The sequence below is a fragment of the Psychromonas sp. KJ10-2 genome, assembly GCF_047323255.1.
GTDB lineage: Bacteria > Pseudomonadota > Gammaproteobacteria > Enterobacterales > Psychromonadaceae > Psychromonas.
In genome coordinates, this window is record NZ_CP178827.1 from 3,880,453 (window position 1) to 3,900,910 (window position 20,458).

21 protein-coding genes and 3 pseudogenes are annotated in these 20,458 nt (G+C 38.4%); 19 read left to right on the forward strand and 5 right to left on the reverse strand.

All coding sequences use genetic code 11. From position 1 onward, the window contains the following. Positions 1–5: 5 nt before the first annotated feature. Both ACLKL2_RS19165 and ACLKL2_RS19170 read right to left on the reverse strand, forming a co-directional pair. Positions 6–950 carry a lytic murein transglycosylase gene (locus ACLKL2_RS19165; protein WP_413694368.1) on the reverse strand — a complete coding sequence of 315 codons (945 nt, stop codon included), beginning with the start codon at positions 948–950 and terminating at the stop codon, positions 6–8. 77 nt (positions 951–1,027) lie between these two features. Then, the gene (locus ACLKL2_RS19170) at positions 1,028–1,318 is read right to left on the reverse strand and encodes a YcgL domain-containing protein (protein WP_113820639.1); all 291 of its coding nucleotides are present in this window, start codon (positions 1,316–1,318) and stop codon (positions 1,028–1,030) included. Between the two features lie 126 nt (positions 1,319–1,444). On the opposite strand from ACLKL2_RS19170, the gene minC reads away from it, so the two are divergent. From minC to minE, 3 genes are read left to right on the forward strand one after another with little or no spacing between them, the layout of a single operon-like run. After that, entirely contained in the window at positions 1,445–2,191 is a 747-nt protein-coding gene (gene minC / locus ACLKL2_RS19175; RefSeq protein WP_413692838.1) for a septum site-determining protein MinC, read from the forward strand. Positions 2,192–2,209: 18 nt separating this feature from the next. After that, positions 2,210–3,022 (forward strand): septum site-determining protein MinD, encoded by an 813-nt coding sequence (minD, locus tag ACLKL2_RS19180; RefSeq protein WP_113820641.1) that lies wholly within the window; start codon positions 2,210–2,212, stop codon positions 3,020–3,022. A gap of 1 nt (position 3,023) precedes the next feature. Beyond that, the gene (gene minE / locus ACLKL2_RS19185) at positions 3,024–3,290 is read left to right on the forward strand and encodes a cell division topological specificity factor MinE (protein ID WP_113820642.1); all 267 of its coding nucleotides are present in this window, start codon (positions 3,024–3,026) and stop codon (positions 3,288–3,290) included. A 74-nt stretch (positions 3,291–3,364) separates the two neighbouring features. Here minE and ACLKL2_RS19190 read toward each other — a convergent pair whose 3' ends face one another. Together ACLKL2_RS19190 and ACLKL2_RS19195 are read right to left on the reverse strand one after the other, a co-directional pair. Further along, complete coding sequence (locus ACLKL2_RS19190) at positions 3,365–3,901, reverse strand: peptidylprolyl isomerase (protein WP_413692839.1); 537 nt, start codon at positions 3,899–3,901, stop codon at positions 3,365–3,367. A gap of 31 nt (positions 3,902–3,932) precedes the next feature. Further along, the gene (locus ACLKL2_RS19195) at positions 3,933–4,517 is read right to left on the reverse strand and encodes a YajG family lipoprotein (protein WP_413692840.1); all 585 of its coding nucleotides are present in this window, start codon (positions 4,515–4,517) and stop codon (positions 3,933–3,935) included. Between the two features lie 883 nt (positions 4,518–5,400). Here ACLKL2_RS19195 and uvrB point away from each other — a divergent pair. The 3 genes from uvrB (at position 5,401) to ACLKL2_RS19210 (ending at position 8,649) form a co-directional block, all read left to right on the forward strand. Next, positions 5,401–7,428 carry an excinuclease ABC subunit UvrB gene (gene uvrB, locus ACLKL2_RS19200; RefSeq protein WP_413692841.1) on the forward strand — a complete coding sequence of 676 codons (2,028 nt, stop codon included), beginning with the start codon at positions 5,401–5,403 and terminating at the stop codon, positions 7,426–7,428. Positions 7,429–7,627: 199 nt separating this feature from the next. Continuing rightward, entirely contained in the window at positions 7,628–7,795 is a 168-nt protein-coding gene (locus ACLKL2_RS19205; protein WP_413692842.1) for a hypothetical protein, read from the forward strand. Positions 7,796–7,839: 44 nt separating this feature from the next. Continuing rightward, entirely contained in the window at positions 7,840–8,649 is an 810-nt protein-coding gene (locus ACLKL2_RS19210; RefSeq protein ID WP_413694369.1) for a GGDEF domain-containing protein, read from the forward strand. 108 nt (positions 8,650–8,757) lie between these two features. Here the strand turns inward: ACLKL2_RS19210 and ACLKL2_RS19215 are convergent, their stop codons facing one another. After that, positions 8,758–9,339 carry a Maf family protein gene (locus ACLKL2_RS19215; protein WP_413692843.1) on the reverse strand — a complete coding sequence of 194 codons (582 nt, stop codon included), beginning with the start codon at positions 9,337–9,339 and terminating at the stop codon, positions 8,758–8,760. A gap of 136 nt (positions 9,340–9,475) precedes the next feature. Here ACLKL2_RS19215 and yceD point away from each other — a divergent pair, with 136 nt between their 5' ends. The 13 genes and pseudogenes from yceD to ACLKL2_RS19280 all read left to right on the forward strand — a co-directional run bounded on the left by yceD (position 9,476) and on the right by ACLKL2_RS19280 (position 20,438). Further along, on the forward strand, positions 9,476–9,997 hold the full coding sequence (gene yceD / locus ACLKL2_RS19220) for a 23S rRNA accumulation protein YceD (RefSeq protein WP_113820648.1): 522 nt from the start codon (positions 9,476–9,478) through the stop codon (positions 9,995–9,997). 18 nt (positions 9,998–10,015) lie between these two features. Next, positions 10,016–10,186 (forward strand): 50S ribosomal protein L32, encoded by a 171-nt coding sequence (gene rpmF, locus ACLKL2_RS19225; RefSeq protein WP_025562454.1) that lies wholly within the window; start codon positions 10,016–10,018, stop codon positions 10,184–10,186. A 9-nt stretch (positions 10,187–10,195) separates the two neighbouring features. Further along, positions 10,196–11,234 (forward strand): annotated as a pseudogene (gene plsX, locus ACLKL2_RS19230) (phosphate acyltransferase PlsX). Then, the gene (locus tag ACLKL2_RS19235; RefSeq protein WP_413692844.1) at positions 11,227–12,174 is read left to right on the forward strand and encodes a beta-ketoacyl-ACP synthase III; all 948 of its coding nucleotides are present in this window, start codon (positions 11,227–11,229) and stop codon (positions 12,172–12,174) included. The pseudogene plsX and the gene ACLKL2_RS19235 overlap by 8 nt, the downstream one beginning before the upstream one ends. An 89-nt stretch (positions 12,175–12,263) precedes the next feature. Beyond that, entirely contained in the window at positions 12,264–13,205 is a 942-nt protein-coding gene (gene fabD / locus ACLKL2_RS19240) for an ACP S-malonyltransferase (protein ID WP_413692845.1), read from the forward strand. Between the two features lie 2 nt (positions 13,206–13,207). Beyond that, positions 13,208–13,942, forward strand: coding sequence for a 3-oxoacyl-ACP reductase FabG (fabG, locus tag ACLKL2_RS19245; protein ID WP_413692846.1), 735 nt, complete (start codon positions 13,208–13,210; stop codon positions 13,940–13,942). Between the two features lie 181 nt (positions 13,943–14,123). Continuing rightward, a complete protein-coding gene (gene acpP, locus ACLKL2_RS19250; protein WP_025562459.1) occupies positions 14,124–14,357 on the forward strand; it encodes an acyl carrier protein in 234 nt (77 codons plus the stop codon). 312 nt (positions 14,358–14,669) lie between these two features. Further along, positions 14,670–15,912 (forward strand): annotated as a pseudogene (fabF, locus tag ACLKL2_RS19255) (beta-ketoacyl-ACP synthase II). Between the two features lie 236 nt (positions 15,913–16,148). Further along, positions 16,149–16,961 carry an aminodeoxychorismate lyase gene (pabC, locus tag ACLKL2_RS19260; RefSeq protein ID WP_413692847.1) on the forward strand — a complete coding sequence of 271 codons (813 nt, stop codon included), beginning with the start codon at positions 16,149–16,151 and terminating at the stop codon, positions 16,959–16,961. 5 nt (positions 16,962–16,966) lie between these two features. Then, positions 16,967–17,962, forward strand: a complete 996-nt coding sequence (gene mltG, locus ACLKL2_RS19265) for an endolytic transglycosylase MltG (RefSeq protein ID WP_413692848.1) — start codon at positions 16,967–16,969, stop codon at positions 17,960–17,962. Between the two features lies 1 nt (position 17,963). Then, positions 17,964–18,617 carry a dTMP kinase gene (gene tmk, locus ACLKL2_RS19270; RefSeq protein ID WP_413692849.1) on the forward strand — a complete coding sequence of 218 codons (654 nt, stop codon included), beginning with the start codon at positions 17,964–17,966 and terminating at the stop codon, positions 18,615–18,617. Beyond that, the gene (gene holB, locus ACLKL2_RS19275; RefSeq protein WP_413692850.1) at positions 18,618–19,673 is read left to right on the forward strand and encodes a DNA polymerase III subunit delta'; all 1,056 of its coding nucleotides are present in this window, start codon (positions 18,618–18,620) and stop codon (positions 19,671–19,673) included. Then, positions 19,663–20,438 (forward strand): annotated as a pseudogene (locus tag ACLKL2_RS19280) (TatD family hydrolase). The gene holB and the pseudogene ACLKL2_RS19280 overlap by 11 nt, the downstream one beginning before the upstream one ends. Positions 20,439–20,458: the final 20 nt, after the last annotated feature.

Here is a 20,458-nt window from a genome sequence, read left to right on the forward strand (position 1 = left end):
TTTCCTTACTCAACGACAATTTTCGGTGACATAATACGTTCTGAAAGATAGGTTACCGCGGTTGCAAAGTAATAAGAACGATTCCAATGCATCAGTACTTTATAGTTATTGTAAGCGAGGTACACACGGCCATTTTTATCATCTGGGATAACAATCGACGCTTGCAAATCAACATTAGGCAGATCTTGGCCTTCATAACGGCGCACACCTAATGCTTGCCATTCTGCTAACGATTTCTGTTGTTTAATGCCCGCTAGGTTAGTATCAAAATCGTCAGGGATAGTCACTTGACGTCCCCAAATATGACGGCTATCCCATCCTTCTGTTTTTAGGTAATTAGCGGCAGAGGCAAACACATCTGCGGGGGTATTCCAGATATCTTTTTTGCCATCACCATCATAATCAACTGCATAGTTTAAATATGAGGTTGGCATAAATTGCACTTGCCCCATTGCTCCCGCCCATGAACCAATAAATTTGTCTTGGCTAATATGGCCTTGCTCTAAAATAGTTAACGCAGCAAAGAGTTGCTTCTTAAATAAAGCTTCACGACGACCTTCATAAGCCATGGTTGCTAATGAAGAGATCACGTAATGGCGTCCAGTTAAACGTCCAAAATTAGTTTCAATGCCCCAAAGCGCAACAATAAAGCTAGGTTGAACGCCGTATTCATCACCAATCTTATGCAATAGTTTGTAATGTTTTTTATAAGCTTCACGGGCCTGTTTGACTTTCCACTCCGGTACCGCTCGCGGAATGTAAGTATCTAAGGTCATTTTGAATTCTGGTTGCTGCTTATCCGAGGAGACACTGCGCTGCAAAAATTCTGCTTTTTGAAAAGCATTTTCAACGGTAGTTGGGTCGATACCTAACTCAGTTGCTTCTTGTTTTAAGGTGTCAACATACTGAGTAAATGAAATGTCACGCTCAGTGGTTGCATAGCCTGTCATAGAAAAACAACATAAAGTGATCGCCGAGATACTTTTTATTGAGCGATGGAGATGGTTAAGTAATACATTTTTTACTTTCATGAATCAGATTCCAATTGCTGTTGTTTACGTTTTTTATGTTCTTTTAAGTAATCTACCGGTGGCGGTGGAAGCTGTAAATAAAAACCTGCTTGTGTCACTTCAGAGATCACTTTTGATGCGTCAGCCATCGCCATTTTAGTGGAGTCGGTAATATTTAATACCGAGACTAATTTCGGTGGACCAAATTGTTCTAGCAAAGGCGTCGGAACGCGAGAAAAGTCATCTCGTTTTGCAACAAAAAGATAGGTTTGCGGTTTACGGATACTTTTATATACAGCACATAACATAATACTAATCGAGCCCTTTACTTGCCTAATGTTGGCGCAAACTATAACATGCATAAGCATTTATTTTTTATAGAAATTGACTGAATTTTATGTCAAAACAGAAAGATTTAATTAGAAAGGACAATTATGACGTTAAAATCGTTGAATTTTACCTTGTTGGTCGTCAATCTCGAGAGTGAATCACTTTCAGCATTAGCTGAAGAGTTAAATAAAAAACGACTAATGGCTCCCGAGTTTTTTGCTAATACTCCGATGGTGGTAAGTATAGAAGAATCTTCATTAAATATCGATTTTTCTCAATTAAAGCGTACAGTTGCAGAGCATGGTTTCATTTTAGCTGGTATAACTGGAACGCTGTCAGAACAACAAAAAGAGCAAGCAATAGCAGAATCAATTGCTGTATTGCATAGTTCAAAAAGACAAATGGTGAAAGCACCAGCATCAGATAAAAATGTTGAACAATCTGATCAACCAAAAGAAGAGATTAAAACAAGCACTGACACTGCGTCTGGCGACCCTGAATATGTTGTCTGCGAAGTAAAAACAAAAGTGCACGTTGGTCGAGTTCGCTCTGGCCAGCAAATATATGCAAAAGAGTGTGATTTAGTCATTAACGGCGATGTGGGGGCCGGCGCAGAAGTTATTGCTGATGGCAACATTCATGTATATGGAACATTAAGAGGTAAGGCATTAGCAGGTGCTATGGGCAACACGAGTGCAGCTATCTTTTGTACTGTATTAGAGCCTGAATTAGTATCAATTGCGGGTGTTTATAAATTAAGTGAAACATTACCAGAGGATATGTGGTCTACCTCTTGCTCTGTTTCTTTAAAGGATCAAAATTTGGTCTTTTCAAGTTTAAATAAAATTTAAAATTCAAAGGAAAGTTATATGGCAAAGGTAATTGTTGTCACATCTGGTAAAGGCGGTGTTGGTAAAACAACAAGTAGTGCCGCTATTGGTACAGGATTAGCGAAAACAGGCGCTAAAACGGTTATTATTGACTTCGATATTGGTTTAAGAAACCTAGATTTAATCATGGGCTGTGAACGACGTGTTGTTTACGACCTGATTAATGTGATTAATGGCGAAGCTAACTTACAGCAAGCATTAGTAAAAGATAAGCGTGTTGAAACCTTATACATTTTACCGGCCTCTCAAACGCGTAATAAAGATGCGTTAAGCAAAGAAGGTGTGGCTGAAGTTATCGAAGCATTAAAAGCAGATGGGTTCGATTATATTATTTGTGATTCACCAGCGGGTATCGAACAAGGTGCGATGATGGCATTGTATTTTGCCGATGAAGCTGTTGTTACAACCAATCCAGAAGTTTCTTCTGTGCGAGATTCTGATCGTATTACTGGGATGTTATCAAGTAAATCTTACCGTTCAGAAAAGCAGATGGAGCCAGTTAAGGTACATCTACTGATCACGCGTTATGCACCTGAGCGTGTAGAGCGTGAAGAGATGTTAAGCATTGAAGATATCGATGACTTATTAGGCATTGATTTACTCGGTGTTATTCCTGAGTCTCAGGATGTATTAAGTGCATCTAACTTAGGTGAACCAGTGATTCTAAATCAAGATTGCGATGCGGGTAAAGCATACCAAGACGCAGTGGATAGGTTACTAGGAGAAAAGCGCGACTTACGTTTTGTAACAGTCGAAAAGAAAGGCTTTTTAAGTCGTATATTTGGGGGATAAAATGGGATTATTACAATACTTTATTAAGGACAAACCAAAAAAAGGTACGGCTAAATTAGCAAAAGATCGCTTGCAGATTATTGTTGCGCATGAGCACTCTAGTTTTGATGTGCCATCTTACATGCCTGAATTACAAAAAGAGCTAGTTGCTGTTATCCGTAAATACATGGATATTTCAACAGATGATGTGAAATGTGAATTCAGTGACAAAGAAGAAGATGAGTTATCTGTATTGGAAGTGAATGTTACTTTACCAAAACATAAGTAGTCACTTAATTTAAAGTACTTAAAATAAAAAATGCGACCATTAAGTCGCATTTTTTGATTAATCATTGGTGTTGATTACTTTTGTAGTTCAATACTGTTGATGATGACTGCTTGTAACGGCTTATCCTGTGAGTTAGTGGCTACCTTAGCAATGCTATCCACCACATCTAAACCCTGAGTAACCTTACCAAATACGGCATAACCCCATTGGCTACCTTTAGCATCTAAAAAACCATTGTCTTTCTGGTTAATGAAAAATTGACGAGAAGCGGAGTGAGGTGAATTAGTACGTGCCATGGCAATCGTACCTCTTTCATTACTTAAACCATTGGTTGATTCATTAGTAATTGGTGAAAGGATATCTGCACGTTGACCTGAACTTAAAAAACCACCACCTTGGATCATAAAACCGTTAATGACTCGGTGAAATACGGTATCTTTAAATTGATCTCTTTCGATATACTTCAAAAAATTAGCAACTGTGGTGGGTGCTTGTTCAGGGTATAACTCTAGGGTTATTTGTCCTTTATTAGTATCAATTAATATCGTTGGGTTAGCTGCGAATGCGCTATGGCTTAGGATTAATAAGAGTAATGCACTAAAAATTTTCATTTAAGTTCCTTGGTTAGATTAAAGGTGGCGATTAAAATTGCTGCAGCTGACTATTTAACTCTTGATCTTCGACGATCTGTTTTAATAGTAGCGATAATTGCTTATTAAGTTGCTCAGTTATATTGTTTACTTGATTAGCAAAAGCCCCATCCCATTGTTTAGTAGAGCGGAAAATTTTGTGAAAATGTTTACCCTGATGACTCAGTGCCACATCTACAATCATTTGTGATGATGCATCGTAACTTAGCGTCGATTCAGTCACCTTAGCTAAAGCTTTCACTAACTTAATATCGACCTGGTAATCGCTATTGTTATCTAGCTTTAAGTTATTATCCGTCCAAGCTTGAGTTAAGCTTTTTTCAACTAATAGACGTAAAGATTGTTGCTCATTGATTAAGGTGGCAACTCCGTCTCCGCTGGATATTTCAATTACATATCGAGCGATGCGCAAGTCTTGGCTGTCAATTTTCCAAGGTTGTTGGTTAGTAAATACTTGTCTATTACTTTCAAGTTGTAGTTGTGGGGTGATGTTCGTATAACTCGGGGTAGCGGTACAGCCTAACAAAGTGAGTATGCTGGCACTGAGTAAAAGTCCTTTGAAACTTGTTTTCAACATTTTTAGTTCCTGGCTGGGTGAGTAAAACAACATCATAGCAAACCTGTTAACGAAATAAGCGAATTTATTATTACTGATTCCATTGCTAGGTGTAATTTTGAGCTGTGATGATTTTATTTCGCTTATGTTTAATCGATTAGCTTAGTTTTACCTCTTATGAGCAGGGATTTAAGGCTTTGTGATGCCAAATAGGCATTAGCTTTATTAAAAACATTTTGCATAAAATTTGACCTGGTTAGCCTATTTTTTTTATTGTGAGATCTTCGTCATATAACCTTAATCTTTCTGTAACACTGATTAACTCTAGGCTAGAGACGGTTATCCACTTTTTCTGTGGATAACTCTGTGGGAAGATCAATGAGAAGTGTCTGAAGCCCTTGCTACACCTTGCTTTAGGTTAAATAGGGTTATTTTTAACCGCAAAAAATAACTGTTTATTATCAATTGGTTATAATCGTCAAGTGGTTTTTTCATCGCTTAAGTTATTCACCTAGGGGGCTCTCTTTTTTATTCTTGTGTCAATAGCTATGTGTGTATTATTTAAAAATATTTTTATTTATTTTTATTGACAAAAATTCTGTTTAAGGAATTTATATTGTTTGTTTACTGTACAGCCTATTTTGCCAAAAGACCTGCTTTTAATGCGGTATTTGTTGGCTAGTAAATAACTTTTGATAATTCTATTGTGGTGAAGTGAGCTATTTTGTCGTAATTTTGTTAATTGAAATACAAGTTTCGAGTAAAAAATTTAACATATCTTGTGTTTTTAGCTGTTTTTGTTTTTAAGAAGTAAATTTATTGATTTTTATTAACAAAGGATCACTCGCTTATTAATGACTAATGATAAGATTAAAGGATAAGTAATAGGTTGTAATGAGGGTTTATGAGTAAGTCATTTGAATTAGTGTGTCCATTTGCTCCAGCAGGGGACCAACCACAGGCAATAGAGCAACTAGTTGAAGGGATAGAGTCAGGGTTAGCTTATCAAACTTTATTAGGGGTAACAGGCTCGGGTAAAACATTCACATTAGCTAATACTATCGCTCAGTTAAATAAGCCAACTTTGATTCTTGCGCCGAATAAAACCTTAGCGGCTCAATTATACGGAGAAATGAAAGCCTTTTTTCCACATAATGCTGTGGAATATTTTGTTTCCTATTATGACTATTACCAACCTGAAGCCTACGTCCCAAGCTCTGACTCTTTTATAGAGAAAGATGCGGCGGTTAATGCTCATATTGAGCAGATGCGTTTATCGGCTACTAAAGCCTTATTAGAACGTAAAGATGTAGTGTTAGTTGCGTCTGTGTCCGCCATTTATGGTTTGGGAGACCCGCAATCCTATTTACAAATGATGCTACACATCAGTGTTGGCGAAATCATCTCAAGCCGAGACATCTTACAGCGCTTAGTGGATATTCAATACACACGAAATGAAACAGAATTAAGCCGTGGTACCTTTAGAGTCAGAGGTGAAGTGGTCGATATTTTCCCTGCTGACTCTGAAAAGCAAGCAATACGTATTGAACTCTTTGATGATGAAGTGGAAAGTATCAGTGTGTTTGACCCTTTAACCGGGCAACAATTAGAAAAGCTATCGCGCACCACCATTTTTCCTAAAACGCACTATGTAACACCAAGAGAGCAGATCCTTAATGCCATTGAAGGGATTAAGGAAGAGTTACAGGAGCGTAAAAAAGAGTTTCTAGCAGAAAATAAATTAATAGAAGAACAACGTATTTCACAACGTACTCTATACGACCTAGAGATGATGAATGAACTAGGGTATTGCTCAGGCATCGAAAACTATTCTCGTTACCTGTCCAGTAGAGGGCAGGGTGAAGCGCCACCAACCTTATTTGATTACTTACCTAAGGATGGTTTGTTAATACTCGATGAAAGCCATGTTACCGTGCCGCAAATTGGCGCTATGTATAAAGGTGACCGTTCACGTAAAGAAAACTTGGTCAATTATGGGTTCCGATTACCCTCTGCCTTAGACAATCGTCCTCTTAAATTCGAAGAATTTGAAAAGCTGGCTCCACAAACTATTTATGTGTCGGCAACCCCTAGCGATTATGAAATAGATAAATCACAGGGAGATATTATCAGACAGGTGATACGGCCTACTGGGTTATTAGACCCGATTATCGAAGTGCGACCAGTGAGCTCTCAGGTTGATGATCTGTTATCAGAGATCAATATTCGTATCCCTAAAAGTGAGAGAGTATTAGTCACTACATTGACCAAACGTATGGCAGAAGATTTAACGGAATACCTTAATGAGCACGGCATTAAAGTACGTTATTTACATTCTGATGTGGATACGGTGGAACGTGTAGAGATTATTCGTGACTTACGTTTAGGTGTGTTCGATGTGTTAATCGGTATTAACTTACTACGAGAAGGGTTAGATATTCCGGAAGTCTCTTTAGTGGCGATACTTGATGCGGACAAAGAAGGTTTTTTACGTTCTGAGCGTTCATTGATTCAAACCATGGGACGCGCAGCACGTAATCTGGAAGGTAAAGCCATTTTATATGCAGATCGCATCACTGATTCAATGAAAAAAGCGATTAAAACCACTGAAGATAGAAGAGAACTACAGGATAACTTTAATAAAGACAATGGTATCTCACCAAAAGGTTTATCGAAGTCGGTAACAGATGTGATGCAACTAGGGCAAAATCCTCAACCAAAATCAACTATCACTCCGTTGAATAAAGTGGCTGAAACAGATGCGCCTTATGCTGCAGATAGTATGGTTCGTTCAGAGCAAGACATCTTGAAAGAGATAGCGAAATTAGAAAAACAGATGTTTGCTTTTGCCAAGGATTTAGAGTTTGAAAAAGCTGCGCAATTACGTGATCAGGTATCTAAATTACATGAGCAACTTATCGCTACTGGATAAATGACTATTACTAATTAACCACATGTTTTAGAATATTAAGGCTTATTTTATACGGAAATAAAGTAAGTCGCTTATCAAAGTGAAGTGTTTTGACATTGTTTTTCCAATATTAAAAGTGGGAACAACAGGAAAAATTCTCAAACTAAACAATAATTATTGAATAGTTAAAGAATAAAGCAATCTTAAAAATGGAAAGTTAATGGTTGATAATGAAGAATATGGATATCGTCGCACTACATTGCGCGTTTTATTAGCAGTTACTATTTTTGCAGTAAGCTTTTTTGCCGTGAATAATTGGATTGCAGGTTTGCAGCTTTTTGCTGTGATTGAAGCGATTGTTGGGGCTTTTGGTGTGCCATTTTTTTAATTGCCAAACGTACGCAATACTTGCAACGATGGTCATTTATCTATTTGTGTACGTTTTACTTTCTGGTGATCTACGGCATTATGATCACTACCTTTAAAGCTGGACTATTTTCCTGGTTATTTATTTTCCCTATTTTATCTTATCTTTTATTAGGCATTAAAGCGGGTTCCTTGATCACCTTGGTTAGTGTTAGTGGTGGGCTGTTTGTGTTAGGAAAAATGGTCTGGGTTAATAACCATGAAATGCATTGGATTGTAATGGGCAATGCAGGTTTTACACTCGCGGCTATCTGGTCAATGGTATATGTCTACGAGTCTAAAAGAGAATATGTGTTTAATTATTTAAAAGAGCAAGCTAGGAAAGATCCATTAACTGGATTGCTTAATGTAAAAGCGCTGAATGATACCTTAGCCGATACATTAAAAATTGCCCAACGACACTCGTACCCAGTTACCTTAGTGTATATTGATATTAATGACTTTAAACAGATTAATGATAAACAAGGGCATCAAAAGGGCAATGAAATTTTATTGGCGGTTGCTCAGGCAATTAAAGATTTAACCAGGGTTGAAGACCACGCTTTTCGTTACGGTGGTGATGAATTTTGTATTGTTTTCCCGAACTGTGTACATGAGCAAGTACGACAAACCTTTGGTGTCAGGTTAGCTGAGCAGGCACATACTAATTTGAATAAGCTGTCCATGAGCATTGGTTATGCGCAGACTGGTCCAAGTGAATTTTGTTCACCGGATAGTTTGATTCATAAAGCAGATAAAAACATGTATGTGGTTAAATCCATAATAAAATCAGGTGACTCTTTTCATGAATGGCAAAATGGAAGTGCAACAGGGTAATGAGGTTGATTCTATATTAATGGATTAAACCAACTAAAACATAAATAGGGAAGTGATCTTACTTCCCTATTTTCGTTTCTATAGCTGTGATTGTTTCTATAGCTGTGATTAAAGAACTGAAAAGCCTTCTTTATCCAACATTTCAATAAGAGAAATAAGTGGTAGACCAATTAAACTATTTGGGTCTTTACCTTCAAAACGACTAAATAAGCTAATGCCAAAACCTTCGCTTTTAAAACTACCTGCGCAATTATAAGGCTCTTCTTTGTTTAGGTAGTTGGTAATCATTTGATCCGATAGTTCACGGAAGTAAACATCATAAGCTTCAACTAAAGACTGTACTTCTCCCGTTGCACTGTTCACTAAGGCTAAACCTGTATAGAAGGTAACATGTTGACCACTGGCTGCTTTTAATTGTTTAAAGGCATTGTCAAAATTGCCTGGTTTACCTAAAATCTTGCCATTATTTAGGCAAACTTGGTCAGAGCCAATGATTAATGCACCGGTAAAGTCAGCGGTGACAGCTTGTGCTTTAGCAATTGCCAGTCTTTCTACTAATTGAATAGCGGTTTCACCTGGCAATTCATCTTCGTTAACCTGTGGGTTAGCTGTGGAAAACTCTACATGTAGCTTTTCTAATAGTTGTTTGCGAAACGGCGAAGTTGATGCTAATACTAGCTTTTGTGGCATATTGAATCCTAGTTAAGTATAAAAATAAGTTTATTTTAAGGACTGTGAAAGAATAAAGCGATAGTTGAGTAAAAACTTAATAAAAATAGCGGTTTTTCTTTGACTATATTGAACTCTATCTATATTATTCGCGACCATGCAAAAGGTTAAACTACCGATTAGCGTTGATTCTGTTCGCGCTGCTAATAATAGATTAGTGCTAGATGCTAGCCTAGAAAAGTCTTTATTAAGCAGATTAAGAGAATCAACAAACAGTATTCACTCTGATATCGACGTTCATTTTTCTTTTGAAGTGGATCAGCAAAGGCTGAGAATATTTCATGGGAAAGCAAGCGTCGCAGTAGAACTCACTTGTCAACGGTGCAATGAGCCTATGATTTATCAATGTGAAGCTGAATTTACGTATTGTCCTGTTCTGAATGAAGAGCAGGAAAATAATTTACCAGACGTTTATGAACCCATTTATTACGATGAAAATGGGGAGGTAAATCTTCATCAAATAGTTGAAGACGAACTGTTATTAACACTTCCGCAGATTGCAATGCATGCAATTGAGGATTGTCATTACAGTGACTACGAAAGTAGCTTTGGCGAAATTGAAGAAGAACAAGAACGTCCTAACCCATTTGATGCTCTAGCTCAGCTAAAGCTCAAGTAACAAGCAGGAATTTTTAAAATGGCAGTACAAAAAAGTCGTAAGACTCCTTCAAAACGCGGTATGCGTCGTTCACATGATGCACTAAGTGCACCTACTTTAACTGTTGACAGCACTTCTGGTGAAACTCACCGTCGTCATCACGTTACTGCTGACGGCTTCTATAAAGGCAAAAAAGTAATCGAAAAGTAAGTTATTACTTTGCGTAACTTTACTATTGCGCTTGATGCCATGGGGGGTGATTTTGACCCCCATATTTCTTTACCTGCAAGTTATCAATCCCTACAACTTCATACCAACTTATTCATCATTATTGTCGGTGATAAGCAGCAAATAAATCCCTTTTACAAAAATATCATTTACTTGATCACGCTCGCGTTAAATTAGTGCATGCACCTGAAACCATATCGATGGAAGATGATCCTGTTTCAGTGTTACGTCATCGTGTGCCTTCATCAATGTTAATTGCACTGCAATTAGTCGCTGATGGTGAGGCCGATGCATGTGTTAGTGCGGGAAATACCGGCGCATTAATGTTGTTATCTAAGCATGTGTTAAAAACGCTTGAGGGAATTTCACGACCTGCTTTGGTCTCTGCATTACCGAATAATCGTGGTGGTCACAGTTATTTGATGGATTTAGGGGCAAATTTACAGTGTGGTTGTGATACTTTATTTAACTTTGCATTAATGGGAAGTGTGCTTTGCGAAAAGGTTGAACAGGTGAGTTCTCCCTCTGTTTCCCTATTAAATGTAGGACGAGAAAGTAATAAAGGGAGCAATGAAATCAAACATTGTGCAACTTTGCTTAATGAAACTAAGTATATTAATTATATTGGCTTTATTGAAGCAAATGAGCTGTTTGATAGCCCTGCGGATGTTGTCGTAACTGATGGATTTAGTGGCAATATTGCATTAAAAAGCTATGAAGGGATGGGACGCGTTTTTATAGCACAATTAAAAAAGCCATGGATGCAACCTGGTATAGTCGTTTGCTTGGTAAGTTATTAAATCCATTGATAAAAAACCAATTAAAACATTTACATCCAGATCTGTATAATGGTGCCAGTTTGATCGGGTTACGTGGCATAGTGGTCAAAAGTCACGGCAGTGCAAATATTGCTGCATTTAGTTGCGCAATAGAACAAGCCATCAAAGAAATTCAATGGCAGATACCAACCAGTATTAGTGAAAGGTTAGCATCTGTCTTAGCAGAGCGAGATTGTTTATTAAATGAATAGCAAAATTATAGGTACGGGTAGTTATTTACCAACAGCAGTACGCACCAATCAAGATTTAGAGAAGATGGTTGATACTAGTGATGAATGGATCACGGTACGCACTGGCATTAAAGAACGTCGTATTGCAAGTGAACAAGAAACGATCGCGTTTATGGGCACAAAAGCTGGCGAGCAGGCTTTACAAGCTGCTGGTTTAGTTGCAAGTGATTTAGATTTAATTGTTGTTGCTACAACAAGTAATCATAATGCTTTCCCCTCTGCTGCTTGTGAAGTTCAGAATCTATTGGGTATTTATGATATTCCTGCATTTGACGTATCAGCCGCATGTGCTGGTTTCACTTATGCATTAAGTGTGGCTGATAACTTTATTAAATCAGGCAGTGCTAAAAATGTATTAGTGATTGGCGCAGATGCGTTAGCAGCAACTTGTGATCCTGAAGATCGTAGTACTATCATTTTGTTCGGTGACGGTGCTGGTGCCGTGGTATTAACAGCAACTGAAGAGGCGGGTATTTTATCTACTCATATTAATGCCGATGGTCGCTTTGGTGATTTACTAAAATTACCTAATGTTGAACGTGGTAACAGTCAGACATTAACCAACTCATACCTATCAATGGCAGGTAATGAAGTGTTTAAAGTCGCGGTGAAAAAATTAAGCCAAGTGGTAGTGGATACCTTAGCTGCAAACAACATTGAAAAAGACAAATTAGACTGGCTAGTACCTCATCAAGCCAATCAACGAATTATTGCTGCAACGGCTAAAAAATTAGGTATGTCGATGGAACAAGTGATTTTAACACTTGATAAACATGGCAATACGTCAGCTGCTTCAGTACCACTTGCCTTAGATGAAGGGGTAAGAAGTGGAAAAATTAAACCAGGCCAATTAGTCCTATTAGAAGCATTTGGTGGTGGTTTTACTTGGGAAGTGCATTAGTTGTGATGTAACAACTGGCCCCTTTAAAGTAATTATATAGACAAGCGATACAGTGATGAGATCGTAAGAATAAATATTAGGAATTAAACATGACAAACTTTACATTTGCCTTTCCTGGCCAAGGTTCACAAAGCTTAGGTATGTTAGCTGATTTATCTGCAACTTACCCAGTTGTTGCTGAAACATTTAAAGAAGCAAGTGATGTATTAGGTTACGACCTTTGGGCGTTATGCCAAGATGGACCTGCTGAATCATTAAACCAAACGGATAAAACACAACCTGCTTTATTAGCAGCTTCTGTTGCTATTTGGCGTGTTTGGGCTGAAGTGGGTGGTGAAAAACCAACAACGATTGCTGGACACAGCTTAGGTGAATACTCTGCACTAGTGTGTGCGGGTGTCATTGACTTTAAAGATGCAATTAAATTGGTTGAGCTACGCGGTCAGTTAATGCAACAAGCCGTACCTGCTGGTGTTGGCGCAATGTTCGCCATTATTGGTCTAGGTGATGCAGAAATTAAAGCGGCTTGTGAACAAGCTGCGCAAGGTGAAGTGGTTTCTCCAGTAAACTTCAACTCACCAGGTCAAGTGGTTATCGCGGGTAACAAAGATGCCGTAGAACGTGCTGGTGCGTTATGTAAAGAAGCAGGCGCTAAACGTGCATTGCCATTACCAGTATCAGTGCCTTCACATTGTGCATTAATGAAACCGGCAGCAGATAAGTTAGCCGTTGCATTACAAGAGATCACTTTTAATACACCAAGTATTTCAGTGATTAATAATGTTGATGTAGCAATTGAAACTGATGCAGACAAGATTAAAGATGCGCTAGTGCGTCAACTATATTGCCCAGTTCGTTGGACAGATATCGTTGTTAAAATGGCTGAACAAGGTATCAACTTACAAGTTGAAGCTGGTCCAGGTAAAGTATTAAGTGGTTTAGTTCGTCGTATTGACAAGAGCTTTACTGCACAAGCAATTAATGACACAGCAAGTTTAGCGGCTGCATTAGCTGCTGTTAAAGGAGAATAATAATGAGTATGCAAGATCAAGTTGTTTTAGTAACAGGTGCAAGCCGTGGTATCGGCCGAGCAATTGCTGAAAGTTTTGTAGCACTAGGTGCAACTGTATTAGGTACAGCAACAAGTGAAGGTGGCGCAGCTGCAATCAGTGAATACTTAGGTGATGCAGGTAAAGGTTTTGTCTTAAACGTCACAGAAACTGAGTCTATTGAAGCATTATTTGCTGACATTAAGAAAGAGTTTGGTAGTGTGGATGTGTTAGTGAATAACGCAGGTATCACACGTGACAACCTATTGATGCGTATGAAAGATGCAGAGTGGGATGACATCATTGGTACTAACTTAACGCCTATCTTTAAATTGAGTAAAGCTGCACTTCGTCCAATGATGAAAAAGCGTGCTGGTCGCATTATTAATGTAGGTTCTGTAGTTGGTACAATGGGTAATGCTGGTCAAGCTAACTACGCCGCAGCTAAAGCTGGTGTAATTGGTTTTACTAAATCATTAGCACGTGAAGTTGCAAGCCGTGGCATTACTGTTAACACAGTAGCCCCAGGTTTCATTGAAACAGATATGACTAAAGCACTAAATGAAGAGCAACGTGCTGCTACTTTAGCAAACGTACCTGCTGGCCGTTTAGGTGATCCAAAAGAGATTGCTGCGACTGTTGTATTTTTAGCCTCTGAAGGTGCGGCATACATTAATGGTGAAACAATTCATGTTAATGGTGGCATGTACATGGTTTAATTTTTTGCCTAACTTTGTTGAGCAAATAAGCAATTAACTCAAAAAGATAGATATTCTATTAATTTATTGATTAAAATCTTAAAATACTGGTCTAACCAGTGATAGAATACTTGAATATTAAACGCGATAGAATAAACTACCGCAACTTAACGCAAATGCGTAATTACATAGGAAGATAAAAATGAGCAATATCGAAGAACGCGTAAAGAACATCATCGTTGAGCAATTAGGTGTTCAACTAGACGAAGTTAAAAACGAAGCTTCTTTCGTTGACGATCTTGGTGCTGATTCACTAGACACAGTTGAGCTTGTAATGGCTCTAGAAGAAGAATTTGATACAGAGATCCCAGATGACGAAGCAGAGAAAATCACTACTGTTCAATCTGCGATTGATTACGTTGTTAACAACGGCTAATTTCTCACTATAAGTGCAGAAATCTCTAAAGGCGGTCTTGTGACCGCCTTTTGTCTATTTAAACATTAATAAATTAATCGTAAATAATAGCTAAGTGTTTTAAAACACCAATCGTAAAAATCCCGTGTGCTATATACCTGGTAAAAATGAGTTACTTTTGTTGTAAGTTTGTAAAAGAGACATGATTACATTAACTTACCTCACAAATTAAGCCATTTTTTTCTCTGTGTCATATTATCAACATGGATTTAATATACATTGGTATAAAAATTTTTAGTTATTATTTTTATAGCTTTATTTTAGGAGAGTCTAGTGTCAAAGCGTCGCGTTGTAGTAACCGGTTTAGGGATCATCTCACCAGTAGGTAATACGGTTGAGCAATCATGGCAGGCTATTCAATCTGGTCAAAGTGGTATTTCAAATATTGAACACTTTGATACTGAAAAGTTTTCTACTAAATTCGCTGGTTTAGTTAAAGACTTTAACGTCGAAGAGTACATGCCAAAGAAAGAAGCACGTAAAATGGATCTCATTTATCCAATACGGTGTAGCTGCTTCTGAACAAGCATTACAAGATTCTGGCTTAGAAATTACAGAAGAAAATGCAGAGCGAATCGGTGTTGCAATCGGCTCTGGTATTGGTGGTTTAGGTATCATCGAACAAAACAAAGATAACTATAACAAATCAGGACCACGCAAAATCAGTCCTTTCTTTGTACCAGCAACTATCATCAATATGATTTCTGGTCATGTTTCAATTAACAAAGGCCTAAAAGGTCCAAACATCGCCGTAACGACTGCTTGTACTACAGGTACACACAGCATCGGTTTAGGCGCTCGTATGATCCAACATGGTGATGCGGATGTGATGTTTGTAGGTGGTGCAGAAAAAGCGTCAACTGAAATGGGTATGGGTGGCTTTGGTGCTGCACGTGCACTTTCTACACGTAACGATTCGCCAGAAACTGCAAGTCGTCCATGGGATGAGTCGCGTGACGGTTTTGTACTAGGTGATGGTGCGGGTGTATTAATTATTGAAGAATATGAACATGCTAAAGCACGTGGCGCAAAAATTTACGCTGAAATGGTTGGTTTTGGTATGAGTGGCGATGCTTACCACATGACGTCACCACCAGAAAGTGGTGCAGGTGCAGCATTATCAATGAAAAATGCTATCCGTGATGCAGGTATTGAGGCTGCTGATATTCAGTACATCAATGCACATGGTACGTCTACACCTGCAGGTGATATCGCTGAAACACAAGCAGTGAAAAGCATTTGGGGTGAAGCAGCAAACTCAGTGATGATGAGCTCAACTAAATCAATGACTGGTCACCTATTAGGTGCTGCTGGTGCAATCGAAGCTATCTTCAGTGTATTAGCACTGAAAGACCAAGTTGCTCCACCAACAATTAACCTTAAAAACCCAAGTGAAGGTTGTGATTTAGATTATGTAACAGACGGTAAAGCGCGACCTTCGAGTATTGAATACGCATTATCAAACTCATTTGGTTTTGGTGGCACTAACGGTACGTTGATCTTTAAACGTATCTAGTACTATTACTAATAATTAGCCATTTTTTGTGGTTGATTTTTAAAAGCCCGATACGTAAGTTCGGGTTTTTTTATGTCCAAAAATTGTGCTCGTAAGCATGTTTATACTAATCACTGGAAGGCATCAATAATGCTTTGCTATCTAGCATGATTGCTATTATTTCTAATCATCTATTTAGTGAATAAAGGATTATGCGTATAATCCTTTATTCAATTTTACACTGGATGAGTAACTTCATGTTAATTAACGGTATTGTCAGTCAAAGTATTGATGCAACTGATCGTGGTTTAGCCTATGGTGATGGATTATTTTCTACGATTAAAATTGAACACGGTGAACTCATTGATTGGTCATTGCATTTACAACGACTTAAAGATGGCGCAGCGCGTTTATTTTTTCCCGAGGTGGATTGGGACTTACTACAAACTGAAGTATTCAACACTGCACAATCAGTGGCGAAACATGCTCATCATGTATTAAAAGTGATGCTTACCAGAGGCAGTGGTGGTCGAGGTTATAGTGCTGCTGGTTGTGAACAAACAGTGCGGGTTATCAGCTTGTCGGCTTTTCCTAAGCAATACCTTGATTGGCAGAAAAATGGGATTGCGATTGTGCAATGTCAGAGCCAATTAGGGCGCAATAAACAACTTGCTGGCTTAAAATCATTAGCGCGTTTAGAGCAAGTTTTAATTAAACAAGAGTTACTTAAATTAAAGGCCGTAGAAGGTTTAGTCTGTGATGAGTTTGGTCATGTTGTCGAAGCATGTAGCGCTAATGTGTTTATTTACTTAGCAGGGCAGTGGATCACTCCGATACTTAATTATAGTGGTGTCGCAGGGGTAATGAGAGCGCGGATTCTACAGTTAGCAACTATCAAAGTCGTTGAAAGAGAGATCACCTTAGCAGACATTAACCAAGCAACCTGCCTGTGTTTAACCAATGCACTTATGGGCGTTGTTGCGGTCAAACAATATCAAGACAAACACTATTCAGCAGAGCAATTAAAGCCTGTGACAGAATTACAAACATTGCTTAAGCAAGGAAGTTAGTTTTTATGATCAAGAAAATAGGTGTAGTAGCAGCCTTATTAATAGTTATCCTAATAGGTGTGATTGGTTGGGCAAAACAGCAAGTGGATAGTTATTTAAGTACACCACGTGTTGCGGAAACACAGCTATTTACCTTAGCAGATGGCAGTTATTTTTCACAATTAGCACCACAATTAATGGAGCAAGGTTTATTAGACTCAGACCGTTGGTGGAAAGTGGTCGCTAAGCTACATCCCGAATTAACACATCTTAAATCAGGTACTTACCAACTACCTGAAGCAGCATCTTTACAGCAAATATTAACCATTTTGAACAGCGGACGAGGTTATCAGTTTAAAGTCACTTTTGTAGAAGGCAGTACCTATAAAGATTGGCTGAAAACGTTAAGTAAAGCAGAAAGAATTAAACCTATTGTAGAAGATGAACAAGCCATTTTAGCTAAGTTAGGCAGTACTTCATCTAAATTAGAAGGATTACTCTTTCCTGAAACCTATCACTACTCTGCTGATATGAGTGCCTTTACTATTATTAAAAAAGCGTACTTACATCAACAGGTAATCGTTGAGAAATTATGGGCTGAAAGAGACAAAAACCTTCCCTATAAAACCCCTTATGAAGCTTTGATTATGGCGTCAATCATCGAGAAAGAGAGTGGTTTAGCCAACGACAGAGATAAAATCGCCTCGGTATTTGTTAACCGATTAAAAATAGGCATGCGTTTACAGACGGATCCTACGGTTATTTATGGCATGGGAGAGCGTTATGATGGGCGCATTCGTAGTAAAGATTTAAGAGAGAAAACGCCTTACAATACTTATACAATAACCGGTTTACCACCAACGCCCATTGCAATGCCGAGTGAAGAAGCCCTGTATGCGGCTTTGCATCCTGCAGACACCAAGTATCTGTATTTTGTCAGCAAAGGTGATGGTACCTCTTACTTCTCTACAAATTTAAGAGAGCATAACAACGCCGTTAATAAATATATCCGAGGAAAATAAAATGTCAGCAATACAAAAACTAGCGGGTAAATTTATTGTTATTGAAGGATTAGAAGGTGCAGGTAAAAGCACTGCCATTCAATACATCCAAGATTGGTTAGCACTACAAGGTGTTATTGAACAAAATATCGAATTAACCCGCGAACCTGGTGGTACTACTCTCGCAGAGAAAATGCGCGAGATAGTAAAAATGGATGTGGCAGATGAGCAACTGGATGACAAAGCAGAGTTATTAATCATGTATGCGGCGCGCGTACAACTAGTTGAGCATAAAATTAAACCCGCCTTAGCAGCGGATAAAGTGGTCATTGGTGACCGTCATAACTGGTCTTCATTAGCGTATCAAGGTGGTGGTCGTGGTATCGATTTACAACTCATTAATGATATTAAGCAAGTGGCGTTAGGTGATTTCAAAGCAGATTTTACACTGTTTTTAGATATTGAACCGGAACTTGGGTTAAGCCGAGCAAGAGGCCGTGGCGAGTTAGATCGTATTGAGCGGTTAGCTATTGATTTCTTTAACCGTTCTCGCGCTGTATTCCAGCAGCTTACTGAGCAAGAAAAAAATGCTGTGTGTATCGATGCAAGTCAAGGCTTTGATCAAGTCAAGGAATCCATTCACCGACAACTTGATATTTGGTTAGCGAGTTTATAAATGGCTAATACGCAAACTCCATCGAATATGGCTGAATCAAGTTTTGAACAGGTTTCAACGCCTTGGTTAACGCCTTTTTATCAGCAGCTGCAACAGACTTATCAGCAGGGACGTTTTGCCCATGGTTTATTGTTTACCGGCAGTGCTGGTATTGGTAAATACAAGTTAGCGCAACAGTTAGCGCAATATTTGCTATGTACAAACAAACAGCATGATGATGCTTGTTTTGAATGTCACTCTTGCAAACTATTTAGCGCACATAATCATCTTGATTATCATTTTTTAGTGGCTGAAAAAAATAAGTCCATTGGTATTGACCAAGTTCGTTTATTGACTGAAAAACTTAATGAACGCCCACAGCTAGGTAACAATAAGGTGGTGTTGATTAAAGGTGCTGAGCAGCTTACTGAGGCTGCGGCTAATGCCCTATTAAAAACATTAGAAGAGCCGCAAGGTGATAGCTATCTGATTTTGCTTGCAAGAACCCATCATCAATTAATGCCAACGTTATTAAGCCGATTGCAGCAAACTCATTTGCATAGCCCTGATGATCAAACCTTAATTAACTGGTTATATGAATTGGGCTATCAAGTGAGTGACCTAGGCGTGTTACGTTGGTTTCAAAATAGTCCATTAGCGTTATTAAACCATTTAAAGGCATTACAACAAGATGCAAGTTTAGATACACGTCGCCAATGTGTGGAAGGTGTCTTTAATATGTTGTATCAACCACAGCAGTTATTTAGCTTTTCACGGTTATTAGCCAATGATGCAGAGCAAAATTTATTACTGCTTTTTCATCTATTACATGATATTCATAAGTTGAAGTTAAATACTGAACAACTAAATCAAGATGCTATCTATTATTTTGCATTACCACAGTTACAACTTTGGCAAGCACAGTTAAGTTTTAAAAGTTTGCGTGTGTTAAGCCAAGAAATATTAAAAACACGCAGCTTATTAACCGAGCACAATGCATTAAAGCAAGAGTTATTGATCAGCGCTTTGTTGATTAAAATAAAGAACGAATTTAAGGAAACACACTATGTTAGTTGATTCTCACTGTCACCTTGACCGATTAGATTACACCAAAAAGCACACGGGTATTGCCGATGTGATTGAAAAGGCACAAGCAAAAGGGATTAATCATCTACTCAGCGTTTGTGTTACGTTAGAAGATTACCCTGCGATGGCTGAAATGATCAAACCTTACGATCAAGTGTCAAGTACCTGTGGTGTGCATCCTTTATATAAAGAAGCGGTGATGAATGAAGATTTATTGCTTGAGTATGCAAGTGCTGAAAAAGTGATTGCTATTGGTGAAACAGGGTTAGATTACTTCTACTCACCAGAAACCAAAGAGTGGCAAATAGATGCTTTTCGTAAGCAGATCCGCGTCGCGAAAAACTTAACAAACCTCTGATTATCCACACTCGTGGCGCACGTGAAGATACCTTAGATATTCTTCGAGAAGAGGGTGCTGAGCAAGTCGGAGGTATTTTACATTGTTTTACAGAGTCTATTGAGATGGCACAGGAAGCGATGCAAATGGGCTTTTATATTTCAGTGTCTGGTATTGTTACCTTCAAAAATGCCAAAGAGTTACAGGAAGTGATTAAAGCTGTACCGCTAGATCGCTTATTAGTAGAAACTGACTCACCTTATTTAGCACCTGTACCACATCGTGGTGAGGAAAATGAACCAGCTTACACCTACAACGTAGCCGAGTTTGTTGCTGATTTAAAAGGCGTTTCATTCGAAGAGCTAGCTGCAGCAACCACTAATAATTACTTCACCTTATTTAAAAACGCAAAACGTTAATTAGCCGATAATAATCTAGG